The following is an 11,444-nucleotide window of genomic DNA, read 5'->3' as shown; positions in this document are numbered from 1 at the left end:
TTGATGAAGACGTAGTTGCCTTCCGGCTTGGCCTTAAACACCTCACGGGCCTGCATACGGCCGACTTCCTTGTTGTCGAAGGTCAGGTAGAAAACGTCCTTGTTCTCGATCAGGCGGTCGTAGCCGACGACCGGGATGCCCTCATCGAGCGCCTTCTGCACCGCCGGGCCGATTGCCGAGGCATCCTGCGCCAGGATGATCAGCGAATTGGCGCCCTGCGAGATCAGGCTTTCGACGTCGGTCAGCTGCTTGCCCGGATTGGACTGCGCGTCGGCCGAAATATACTTGTCGCCGGCGGCCTCGATTGCGGCCTTCATCGCCGCTTCGTCGGTCTTCCAGCGCTCTTCCTGGAAATTCGACCACGAGACGCCGATCACCTTGTCCTTCGCCTCGGCGACCGAAGCCAGCGTCAGCGACATGGCTACGCCCGCCAGAATGGCGGCTGCGAATTTTTTCATGATATCCTCCCTGCGCCTTGTGCGGCGCGACCCAGACTGGCCCGAAGGCCGGCATAAGAGGCTTTTTTTCGAGCCTCAAAAAAATAGTGGTCCAGCGAAATGAAGCTGTCAACCGACATTCTGATGGCATTTGATGGGTCCAGGCATTTTTTTCGGAGTCCGCAATAAATAATGACATCGGCTTTGGCTTCTGCCACTATCCTTAGCGTGTCAGCGACAGGCCATGGCATCATCACAAGGCCGCGATGACCGGGGAGGACGTGCGAGACGATGTCGGTCGGAATCCGTCACGACGATTTGCGCCGGCGCAACCGCGCCATGGTGATTTCGGCCGTGCGCCGCGCCGGCCAGCCATCGCGGACGGAAATTGCCGCCACCACCGGCCTCAGCCACTCGACCATTTCGGCGATCTCCGCCGATCTGATCCAGGAGGGCATCCTCACCGAGAGCAAGGCCAGCGAGCCGACGGCGTTGAAACGCGGCCGGCCGCAGATCGGCCTGGCGCTGAATCCCGAAGCCGCCGCGGTGCTGACGGTGGTGCTGTCGCTGAACTTCCTGTCGGTCGCCGTCATCGACTATGCCGGCCAGGTGATCGCCGAGGAACAGCGGCGCCTGGACACGCTCGTCATGCCGCGCGACGAGCTGATCGGCGAGTGCCTGGCGATCGTCCGGCGCCGGCTGCAGGATCCCGATCTCGACGTGGGCAGCGTCGCCCGCATCGCCATGGGCATTCAAGGCATCACCGATTCCCACGCGCGCGCCATGCTATGGTCGCCGATCACGCCGCTGACCGACATTCCGTTCGCCGACATCCTGGAGAGGGAATTCGGCATCCCCGCCACCATGGAGAACGACTGCAACATGATGGCGGTGGCGCTGCGATGGCGCGATCCCGAGCGCTATCGCGACAATTTCATAGCCATCCTGCTCTCGCACGGCATCGGCATGGGCCTGGTGCTGAAGGGCGAATTGTTCACCGGCACGCATTCCTCCGGCGGCGAGTTCGGCCACATGATCCATCGTCCGGGCGGCGCGCTTTGCCGCTGCGGCCGCCGCGGCTGCGTCGAGGCCTATGCCGGCAACTACGCCATCTGGCGCAGCGCCATGGGGATAAGCGAGGACGCCGCGCCGACCGACATCGGCGACGCCGACATGCGCGCGCTGGCCGCAAAGGCCCGGCAGGAGGACGGCCCCGAACGGGAAGCTTATCGTCGGGCCGGCGAGGCGCTGGGCTTCGGTCTTGGCAGCCTGTTCGCCCTCATCGACCCGGCGCCGGTCGCCATGGTCGGCGTCAGCGCGGCCGCCTTCGACCTGATCGAGCCGGCGCTGAGGGAGGCGATCGCCCAGACCGCCGGCGGCCAGCACTCGAGCTCGATCTCCTTCGACACCGAGCCGAACGAGCTGCCGCTGATCCGCGAAGGCTGCGCCACCCGCGCGCTGACCTTCGTCGATCAGGAGATCTTCGCGCCGGGTGTCCAGGCAAGAGCGGGCAAGCACGTCGCATAAGCCGCAAGCTCAAGCGCCGGGATATGCTGAGATTCAGGTCAGGCCGAGTCGAGAATGGTGGGTTCCGAGAACCGGAACGGAGCGTACTTTTTGGTACGTGAGTACCGGAAGCGCAGGAAGCCGCCATTCGCAGGCCGGCCTCACCTGAATATCAGCATATCCCTAGTCTTCCCGGATTGCATAACCCGCCCCGCGGATGGTGCGGATGACGTCCGGCATGCGGCCGTTGTTGACGGCCTTGCGCAGGCGGCCGACATGCACGTCCACCGTGCGCTCGTCGATATAGATCGTCTCGCCCCAGACATTGTCGAGTAGCTGGCTGCGCGAGAACACGCGGCCGGGATGCCGCATCATGAACTCGAGCAGGCGGAACTCGGTCGGGCCCAGCCTGATCTCGCTCTTCTTGCGGTAGACGCGGTGCGATTCGCGGTCGAGCACGATGTCGCCGACCTTGAGCACGCTGGACAGCACCTCCGGCTTGGCGCGGCGCAGCAGCGCCTTGACGCGCGCCATGAACTCCGGCGTCGAGAACGGCTTGACCAGATAGTCGTCGGCGCCGGTGGACAAACCTCGAACCCGATCGCTTTCTTCACCGCGCGCGGTCAGCATGATGATCGGCAGCCGCTCGGTCTCGGGCCGCATCCTGAGACGCCGGCAGAGCTCGATGCCGGAGACCGCCGGCACCATCCAGTCGAGCACGAGCAGGTCGGGAACATTTTCCTGAAGGCGGATTTCGGCCTCGTCGCCGCGGGTCACCACTTCCACCTGGTAACCCTCGGATTCGAGATTGTAGCGAAGCAGCACCCCCAGCGGCTCCTCGTCCTCCACCACCATGATGCGTGGCGCGATCATCGGGGTAACCTTTTCCGTCAGGCGGCCGGCGCCGACATTGCCGTCTCGTCCTGCTTGGGACGGTTGGCGGGCAATTGCGTGCCGGTCAGCACATAATAGGCGTTCTCGGCGATGTTGGTCACATGGTCACCGATGCGCTCGAGGTTCTTGGCGCAGAACAGAAGATGAGTGCAAGCGGTGATGTTGCGCGGATCTTCCATCATGTAGGTCAACAGCTCGCGGAAGACGGAGGTGTATTTGACGTCGATGCGTTCGTCGTCGTTGCGAAGCTTGGCCAGCGCCGTGGCATCACCCACCGTATATTCCTGAATCACGCCCTGGACCTGGATCAGCACCAGTTGCGCCATGGAATCGATCGAATGCGTGAGGTCGCGCGGGGCGGTGCTGACGCCGACTGACCCGACGCGCTTGGCGATGTTCTTGGCGAGATCGCCGATGCGTTCGAGGTCGCCCGCCATGCGTATCGAGCCGACCACGTGGCGAAGATCGTCCGCCATCGGCTGGCGCTTGGCGATCAGCGTGATGGCGCGGTCGTCAAGCTCGCGCTGACGCGCGTCCATGATGGCATCGTCGGAGACGACGCGCTGCGCCAGCGCATTGTCGCTTTCGAGCAGGGCCCTGGTCGAGCCGCCGACCATGGAGCCGGCGAGATCGCCCATGTCGTTGATGAGCCGGCTGATCTGCCTCAGATCCTCGTCGAACGAGGCGACGGTATGTTCGGCCATGATGTTGTCCTCGTATGAGCTCAGCCGAAGCGGCCGGTGATGTAGTCCTGGGTGCGCTTCTCGCGGGGCGAGGTGAATATCTTCTCGGTCCGGTCGAATTCCACCAGCTCGCCCAGATACATGAACGCCGTCTGCCGCGACACGCGCGCCGCCTGCTGCATGTTGTGGGTGACGATGACGATCGTGTAGTCGGCCTGCAATTCGTCGATCAGCTCCTCGATCTTGGCGGTCGAGAGCGGATCGAGCGCCGAGGCCGGTTCGTCGAGCAGGATGACCTCCGGCTTCACCGCGACGGTGCGGGCGATGCAAAGGCGCTGCTGCTGGCCGCCCGAGAGGCTCTGGCCGCTGGCGTTGAGCTTGTCCTTAACCTCGTTCCAGAGTGCGGCGCGCTTCAGCGCCGACTCGACGCGGCTGTCCATCTCGGCCTTGCTGATCTTCTCATAGAGCCTGACGCCGAAGGCGATGTTCTCGTAGATCGACATCGGGAACGGCGTCGGCTTCTGGAACACCATGCCGATCTTGGTCCTGAGCAGGTTGAGGTCCTGCGAGCGATCGAGGATGTTCTTGCCGTCGAGCAGCACCTGGCCCTCGGCGCTCTGCTTCGGATAAAGCTCGTAGATGCGGTTCAAGACGCGCAGCAGCGTCGACTTCCCGCAGCCCGACGGGCCGATGAAGGCGGTCACGCTGCGCTCGGGCAGCGACAGGTTGATGTCCTTCAGCGCCTTCGACTGGCCATAGTAGAAGTTGAGGTTCTTGACCTCGATCTTGGCCTTCTCGACGGTCGTGTCGGCTACGTTCAGGTCGGTGGACAACATCGGTTTCATCTGTCCTCTCTGCGTCCGGTTAGGCTGCGGGCGATGATGCTCAGCCCGAGAACCGTCAAGGTGATCATGAGTGCGCCCGTCCAGGCCAGCTGCTGCCATTCCTCGTAAGGGCTGAGAGCGAACTGGAAGATGGTCACCGGCAGGCTGGCCATCGGGGCATTGAGATTGCTCGACCAGAACTGGTTGTTGAGCGCGGTGAAGAGCAGCGGCGCCGTCTCGCCGGAGATGCGGGCGATCGCCAGCAATATGCCGGTCACGATGCCGGACAGCGCCGCGCGGTAGGCGACGGAGCGGATCACCACCCAGCGCGGCGCGCCGATGGCGGTGCCTGCCTCGCGCAGCGCGTTGGGCACGAGGTTCAGCATGTCCTCGGTGGTGCGCACCACGACGGGGATCACCAGGATGGACAGCGCGACGGCGCCGGCGATGGCCGAGAAGTGCCCCATCGGCCGCACCATCAGCTCATAGACGAACAGGCCGACGATGATCGAAGGGGCCGACAACAGGATGTCGTTGATGAAGCGCACCACCGTGGTGAGCTTCGAGAAGCGGCCATACTCGGCCATGTAGGTGCCGGCCAGCACGCCGATCGGCGTGCCGACGAAGATGCCGATGATGGTCATCACGATGCTGCCGTAGATGGCGTTGAGCAGGCCGCCGGCATCGCCCGGCGGCGGCGTCATCTGGGTGAACACGGCCAGCGACACCCCGGAGAGCCCCTTGTAGAGCAGGGCGCCGAGGATCAGCGCCAGCCAGGCAAGGCCGATGCCGGCGGCGATGACGCACAGCGCCATCATCACGGCATTCTTGCGCTTGCGGCTCTGGTGAATTGATGCGGCAGTCGCCATCGGTCAGGCTCCCGTGCGGCTATCGATGCGCAGCAGCATGTAGCGTGCGAGCGCCAGGATGATGAAGGTTATTATGAACAGGATCAGGCCGAGAGCCACCAGCGAGGAGGTGTAGATCGCGCCATCGGCCTCGGTGAACTCGTTGGCGATCGTCGCCGAGATCGTCGTGCCCGGCGCGAACAGCGAGGCGCTGATGCGATGCGCGTTGCCGATGACGAAGGTGACGGCCATCGTCTCGCCGAGCGCGCGGCCGAGGCCGAGCATGACGCCGCCCATGATGCCGACGCGGGTGTAGGGAATGGTCACGCGCCGCGTCACCTCCCAGGTCGTGCAGCCGATACCGTATGCCGATTCCTTCAACACCGCCGGCACCGTGTCGAACACGTCCTTGGTGATCGAGGTGATGAAGGGCAGCACCATGATGGCCAGGATCAGGGAGGAGGTCAGCAGGCCGATGCCGTAGGGCGGGCCGGCAAACAGGCTGTTGAGGCCGGGGATGCCCTTGAAGAGCCAGATGATGAAGGGCTGGATCGTCGTCTGCAGAAAGGGCGCGAAGACGAACAGGCCCCAGATGCCGTAGATGATCGAGGGAATGCCGGCCAGAAGCTCGACGGCGATGCCGATAGGGCGCCTGAGAGGGCGGGGGCAAAGCTCGGTCAGGAAGACGGCGATGCCGATGCCGATCGGCACGGCGATGATGATGGCGATGGCCGAGGTGACGATAGTGCCGTAGATGGGCGCCAGCGCGCCGAAATTCTCGGTGACCGGGTTCCAGGATTCGGTCGAAAGGAAGGATATGCCGAATTTCGACAGCGCTTCCCACGATCCGGCGATCAGCGAGATGGCGACCCCGCCGAGCAGAACCAGCACGAGGATGGCGGAAGCGCGCGTAGCCGCCCGGAAGACCATGTCGGTGAAGGCAAAGCGGCGCACTGTCGCTTCCCTGGTCCGCATGGCGGACGATGTCGCGGCTTCGGAAACGGCACTCATTTAGCCCCTCGCATTTCGAAAGAGACAGGAGGGCGCCGGAAGCGCCCTCCCTTGTTCGTCAGATTACATGCCGGAATAGAGCGGCTTGCCGTTCGCGTCGACGATATCCTTGCCCCACATTTCCTCGACGCTCTTCACGACCGCGTCGGGCATCGGAACATAGTCCAGGCTGGCGGCCAGCTCGTCGCCCTTGGCGTAGGACCAGGCGAAGAACTTGAGCGCCTCGCCGGTGGCGGCGGCATCGTCGGGCTTCTTGTAGACGAGGATCCAGGTGGCCGACGTCATCGGCCAGGTTTCGGCGCCGGCCTGGTTGGCCAGGATGACGCCGTAGCCCGGCTGCGAGTTCCAGTCGGCATTGGCCGCGGCGGCCGAGAAGGCGGCGGCGGTCGGCTCGACCTTCTTGCCGTCCTTGTTGATCAGGTCGGTGTAGGTCAGCTTGTTCTGCTTGGCATAGGCATATTCGACATAGCCGATCGCGCCGCCGGTCTGCGAGACGTTGTTGGCGACGCCCTCATTGCCCTTGGCGCCGATGCCCACCGGCCATTCGAGCGCGGTGTTGACGCCGACCTTCGACTTCCAGTCGGCGCTGACGTCGGCCAGATAGTAGCTGAAGTTGAAGGTGGTGCCCGAGCCGTCCGAACGGTGCACGACCGCGATCGCCTGGTCGGGCAGCTTGACGTCCGGGTTGAGCTTCTTGATCGCTTCGTCGTTCCAGTTGGTGATCTTGCCGGAGAAGATGTCGGCCAGCGTCGGGCCGTCGAGCACCAGCTCGCCCGGCTTGACGCCTTCGAGGTTGACGACCGGAACGATGCCGCCCATCACCATCGGGAACTGCGCGAGCCCGGTGGAGTTGAGATCCTCGCCCTTCAGCGGCGCGTCGGAAGCGCCGAAGGTCACCGTCTTGGCCTTGATCTGCTTGATGCCGCCGCCGGAGCCGATCGACTGGTAGTTGAGACCGATGCCGGTCTCCTTCTTGTAGGCGTCGGCCCACTTCGCATAGATCGGATAGGGGAAGGTGGCGCCGGCGCCGGAGATATCGGCTGCCATCGCGGCGGAGATGCTAAGGGTTGATGCCGCAGCCATTGCAATCGCAACGGCCGCAGAGCGGATGAAATGTCTCATGTGGCCTACTCCTGTTCGGAAGATGGTCTTTCGGCACCCGTTCTATCGGCGCCCGGTGAGCGCAATAGACTTCGATTATTACAGTCGCATGACAGTTTCGTGTCAGCCCGGTAACGCCTGAACGGGGATGCTCGGAAGGGCTTCCGGCGGTCTCTGCGGGTCGGCCGGAGTTTGCCGCGGGAATCAGCGACTTGTCTGACTTTTGAATCAAAAATTATCCCGGCGGCCGGATCGCGGCCGCCGGGAAATAAAATCCGGACGAGAGCGCGTTGCCTGCATGCCAGAGCGGATCATGGCGTGGCCATCGCCGAAAACAGGTCCGTTGGGGTAGAGTCGACGCTGTTTCTTGTTGGCGGTCGCTGCTCCCGCCCGTAACCGAAGAGCGGAATCAATGCTACGATTGTCAGAGCTTGGCGTTTGCTTTGATATGGTGCGATCGCACCATACGCATACGTCAACGCCTTGCGCCCGCCTGCCGGCTAAATTCGCTTTAACCCGCGCTGCGCCGGGTCTCGATATCCGAACCCAGCCAGCGCTCGAGCTTTTCGAGCAGCGCCCGCGGGCTGATCGGCTTCGGCAGGTAATCGTCCATGCCGGCCTCGAGGCAGCGTTCGCGGTCGCCCTTCAGCGCATGCGCCGTGACGCCCACGATCGGCACATGCGTGCCCATGTCCTGCTCGAGCTTGCGAATGGCGCCTGTTGCTTCCAGCCCGTTCATTTCCGGCATCGACACGTCCATCAGGATCATGCGCGGATTGAGCTTGCCGAAAGCATCGAGCGCCTTGCGGCCGTTGCCGACGATCTCGAAGCGGTAGCCGGTCTCGCCAAGGATCTGGGTGAACACCATCTGGTTCACCTCATTGTCCTCGGCAACGAGGATGTCGAGCCCGCGCTCGGCTTCGGCCGGGCGTTGGCGCGCACGCACGGGCGGCGGCTGCAGCATGGCGCGGTCCGACGTCGCCGTCTGCGCCGGCGCGGCTTGCGATAGGCTGCCGCCAACGGCGGGTCGTGCCGCGGCGCTGCTGTGGCGATGACGCTGGATGGTCGCGACCAGCGTTTCCAGAAGGACGGAGGAGCGCGCCGGCTTGATCAGCTGCGCATCGATGCCGAGGTCGCGATAGGTCGTGTTGGCAAGCGACTGGTCGACCGAGGTCAGCATGATGATGGGCGTATGCGCCAGGCCCGCCGTGTTGCGCACGATGCGCGCCATCTCGGCGCCGGTCATGCCCGGCATCTGATAGTCGAGCACGACGCAATCGACCGGCACGCCATAGGCGGCGGCGGCAATCAGCACCTTAAGCCCTTCGGCGCCGCTTTCGGCCGCGCAGGCATCGAACGTCCACGACGCCATCTGCTCGCTCAGGATCGAGCGGTTGACGGCGTTGTCGTCGACGACGAGCACGCGCGCGCCGGTGACGTCGACCGGTGTGATGCGCTGCCCGCCCTGCTCGGCCCGGGGCAGCGTGACCGTGAACCAGAAGGTCGAGCCCTTGCGCTCGGCGCTGTCGACGCCGATCTCGCCGCCCATCATCTCGACCAGCCGCGAGGTGATGGCGAGGCCAAGCCCGGTGCCTTCGTGCCGCCTGGTCGAGGAGGTATCGACCTGGCTGAACTTCTCGAACACCACCTTCAGCTTGTCCTCGGGAATGCCGATGCCGGTATCCGTCACGGAAATGGTGAGCTTCGTTCCCGCGGGAACCCGCTCGCCTGTCACGTCGACCAGCACATGGCCCTCATCAGTGAACTTCACCGCGTTGCCGAGCAGGTTGGTGACGATCTGCCTGACACGGCCGACATCGCCGACGAACTGGCCTTCGAGCCCCGGCTGGATGCGCACGATGAGCTCGAGGTCCTTCTCCTTGGCGCGCGTCGAGACCAGCGTCGCCACATCCTCGATCGCCTCGGCCAGATTGAACGGCGCCGGGTCGAGCACCAGCTGGCCGGCGTCGATCTTGGAGAAATCGAGGATGTCGTTGATGATGGTGAGCAGCGCGTTGCCGGATTTGACGATGATGTCGGTGAACGTCTTCTGCTTCGGATCGAGGTCCGACTTTGCCAAAAGCTCTGCCATTCCAAGGACCCCGTTCATCGGGGTGCGGATCTCGTGGCTCATATTGGCGAGGAATTCCGACTTGGCCCGGTCGGCGAGCACGGCGCGCCGCTGTGCTTCGCTGAGCTCGGCCTCGCGCTGCTTGAGCTCGGTGATGTCGGTGGTGGAGCCGATGAGATAGAGCGAGCCGTCGGAGGCGATCATCGCGCCCTTGCGCGCGAACTGGTGCCTGACGCTGCCGTCCGGCAGCACCACCGTCTCTTCGATCTCCTGAGTTTCGCCGGTGCGCAGCACGGCAAGGTCGCCGGCGACGAAGGCTTCGCCGTCGGCGCCGAATATCTCGACGTCGGTCTTGCCGATCGCCTCTTCCTTGCTGAAGCCGGTGAGATCGCACCAGCCCTTGTTGACATAGAATTGCCTGAGGTCCGAACGCTTGGCGTAGATCGACACCGGCACATTGTCGATCAGGCTGCGGAACACCTCGTTCTCGCTCATGCTCTGCCGAAGCGCCTGCTCGCGCGCCTTGACGTCGGTGATGTCGGTGCTGGAGCCGACCAGATGCACCGACCCGTCAATGGCCACCAGCCGGCTCTTGCGCGTCATAAGCTGCCGCACGGTGCCGTCGCGATGGGTGACAGCCTCCTCGACCTCGCGCCCCGCGCCGGTTGCCACGACTTCGGTATCGTCATTGCTGAAGCCGTCCGCCTCTTCCGACGCGAAAAGCTCGCGATCCGTCTTGCCGAGCACCTCGTCCTTGGCGAATCCAGTCAGCGCGCACCAGGCCTTGTTGACGAATTCCATGCTGAGATCGTCGGCCTTGATGAAGGCCGCCACCGGCAGCTCATCCATCACGTGCCGGTAGAGGTCGATCTGGCGCATGGAGTCGCGCAGCGCCTTTTCGCGGACCTTGATGTCGGTGATATCGACACGCACGCCGATGAACGTCCCGTCATCGGTGCGCATGTCATAGACCTGGTACCAGCGCCCGTCGGCGTTGAGGCGCTCGTAGGCGGAATTTGGCAAACGGTACCGCATGAGCATGGCGTCGAGCCAGCGCTCGGTGTCGATGCCGTACAGACCGTCGATTTCAGTGTCGCCGCTCGAGCGGAAATAGCCGACCGAATGGCCGAGAGACAACGCCTCGCGGAATGTGCGGCCCGGCTGCCAGGCCGGCTTCAGCGCCGGCAGCGTGTCCTGCAGCTTGCGGTTGGCGAAGACGAAGCGGTCGTCGCGGTCGTAGATGATGACGCCCGCCGGCAGCGACTCCAGGACGGTGGCGAGGTTCCTGCGCGCGTCCTCGGCCTCGGTCTCGCGCTGCTTCACGTCGGTGATGTCGACATAGGAGATCAGCCGCTTGCCGCCCGGAAGCGGCGCCAGCGAGGCGATCAGCGTACGGCCGTCGCTGCGCGGCAAATGCCTGGAGCCTGCGGCGCCGGCGCGGATTTCGGATTCCCGCTCGGCCACATGGCTTTGCCAGTTCCGCTCCTCGCCGCCGAACGGATCGGCGGCACGAGTGGCTTCCATTAGGTCGCGAAAAGAGATGCCGGCTGGAGCGCGCCGCGGATCGACCTCCCAGAAGTCGTAGAAGGCCCGGTTGATCACCTCGACCTGCAATTCGGCATCGACAACGATGACGCCGATCGGCATCGAATCGACCATAAGGCTGAGATTGCTGAACGTCTCGGCCGTCCTGGCATTGGCTCTTTCGATCTCGGCGTCTCGGCGCTTGACCTCGGTGACATCATAGTAGGTCAACAGGCGCTTGCCGCCGGACAACGCCGTCACCGAGAATATCATCGTGCGGCCGTCGGCATGGACGAACTCGCGCGGCGCGACGGAACCGGCACGAATTTCCGCGATTCGGCTGGCAAGGTAGCGCTGCCACTCCTGTTCGTCGATCTCGCCATAGATGCCGTTGCGGCGATTGAGATCCATGAGGCGGCTGAATGGCGCGCCGATGGTCACCACCCCGTCGGGGATCCTGGAAAACTCCCGGTAGGCTTTGTTGATGATCAGCGTGTCGAGCCGGGCGTCCAGAAGCACGACGCCCATGCGCATGGCGTCCATCG

General features: G+C 64.1%; 9 protein-coding genes. 1 reads left to right on the top strand and 8 read right to left on the bottom strand.

Going from position 1 to position 11,444, the window contains the following annotated elements:
* The coding region (locus EOA27_RS07140) for a substrate-binding domain-containing protein (protein ID WP_145970283.1) at positions 1–458 on the bottom strand (458 nt) is incomplete at its 3' end.
* Positions 459–728: 270 nt separating this feature from the next.
* Between EOA27_RS07140 and EOA27_RS07135 the strand changes: the two genes are divergently transcribed.
* On the top strand, positions 729–1,964 hold the full coding sequence (locus EOA27_RS07135; RefSeq protein ID WP_126080872.1) for an ROK family protein: 1,236 nt from the start codon (positions 729–731) through the stop codon (positions 1,962–1,964).
* A 162-nt stretch (positions 1,965–2,126) separates the two neighbouring features.
* On the opposite strand, the gene phoB is transcribed toward EOA27_RS07135, so the two are convergent.
* The 7 genes from phoB to EOA27_RS07100 form a co-directional block, all read right to left on the bottom strand.
* Entirely contained in the window at positions 2,127–2,816 is a 690-nt protein-coding gene (gene phoB / locus EOA27_RS07130; protein WP_010911896.1) for a phosphate regulon transcriptional regulator PhoB, read from the bottom strand.
* A 17-nt stretch (positions 2,817–2,833) separates the two neighbouring features.
* Positions 2,834–3,541: a phosphate signaling complex protein PhoU gene (gene phoU / locus EOA27_RS07125; protein ID WP_042641610.1), complete on the bottom strand. Its 708-nt coding sequence runs from the start codon at positions 3,539–3,541 to the stop codon at positions 2,834–2,836.
* A gap of 20 nt (positions 3,542–3,561) precedes the next feature.
* Positions 3,562–4,365 carry a phosphate ABC transporter ATP-binding protein PstB gene (gene pstB, locus EOA27_RS07120; RefSeq protein WP_112129583.1) on the bottom strand — a complete coding sequence of 268 codons (804 nt, stop codon included), beginning with the start codon at positions 4,363–4,365 and terminating at the stop codon, positions 3,562–3,564.
* Positions 4,362–5,213 (bottom strand): phosphate ABC transporter permease PstA, encoded by an 852-nt coding sequence (gene pstA, locus EOA27_RS07115; protein WP_126080871.1) that lies wholly within the window; start codon positions 5,211–5,213, stop codon positions 4,362–4,364. Before pstA ends, pstB begins: the two co-directional genes overlap by 4 nt.
* Before the next feature lie 3 nt (positions 5,214–5,216).
* On the bottom strand, positions 5,217–6,203 hold the full coding sequence (gene pstC / locus EOA27_RS07110; RefSeq protein ID WP_042641604.1) for a phosphate ABC transporter permease subunit PstC: 987 nt from the start codon (positions 6,201–6,203) through the stop codon (positions 5,217–5,219).
* A 63-nt stretch (positions 6,204–6,266) separates the two neighbouring features.
* Complete coding sequence (gene pstS / locus EOA27_RS07105; RefSeq protein ID WP_042641603.1) at positions 6,267–7,325, bottom strand: phosphate ABC transporter substrate-binding protein PstS; 1,059 nt, start codon at positions 7,323–7,325, stop codon at positions 6,267–6,269.
* A gap of 490 nt (positions 7,326–7,815) precedes the next feature.
* Positions 7,816–11,444, bottom strand: a 3,629-nt coding sequence (locus tag EOA27_RS07100; RefSeq protein ID WP_127255821.1) for a PAS-domain containing protein, incomplete at its 5' end; no start/stop codon positions are given.

This window comes from Mesorhizobium sp. M2A.F.Ca.ET.037.01.1.1, from assembly GCF_003998075.1.
GTDB lineage: Bacteria > Pseudomonadota > Alphaproteobacteria > Rhizobiales > Rhizobiaceae > Mesorhizobium.
Note: the sequence above shows the minus strand (reverse complement) of the source record. Positions and strands in the feature narration are given on the sequence as shown.

Coding starts and splice junctions, on each gene's coding strand:
- phoB (WP_010911896.1), bottom strand. CDS start 2,816: ATGATCGCGCCACGCATCATGGTGGTGGAGGACGAGGAGCCGCTGGGG.
- pstS (WP_042641603.1), bottom strand. CDS start 7,325: ATGAGACATTTCATCCGCTCTGCGGCCGTTGCGATTGCAATGGCTGCG.
- phoU (WP_042641610.1), bottom strand. CDS start 3,541: ATGGCCGAACATACCGTCGCCTCGTTCGACGAGGATCTGAGGCAGATC.
- EOA27_RS07135 (WP_126080872.1), top strand. CDS start 729: ATGTCGGTCGGAATCCGTCACGACGATTTGCGCCGGCGCAACCGCGCC.
- pstB (WP_112129583.1), bottom strand. CDS start 4,365: ATGAAACCGATGTTGTCCACCGACCTGAACGTAGCCGACACGACCGTC.
- pstC (WP_042641604.1), bottom strand. CDS start 6,203: ATGAGTGCCGTTTCCGAAGCCGCGACATCGTCCGCCATGCGGACCAGG.
- pstA (WP_126080871.1), bottom strand. CDS start 5,213: ATGGCGACTGCCGCATCAATTCACCAGAGCCGCAAGCGCAAGAATGCC.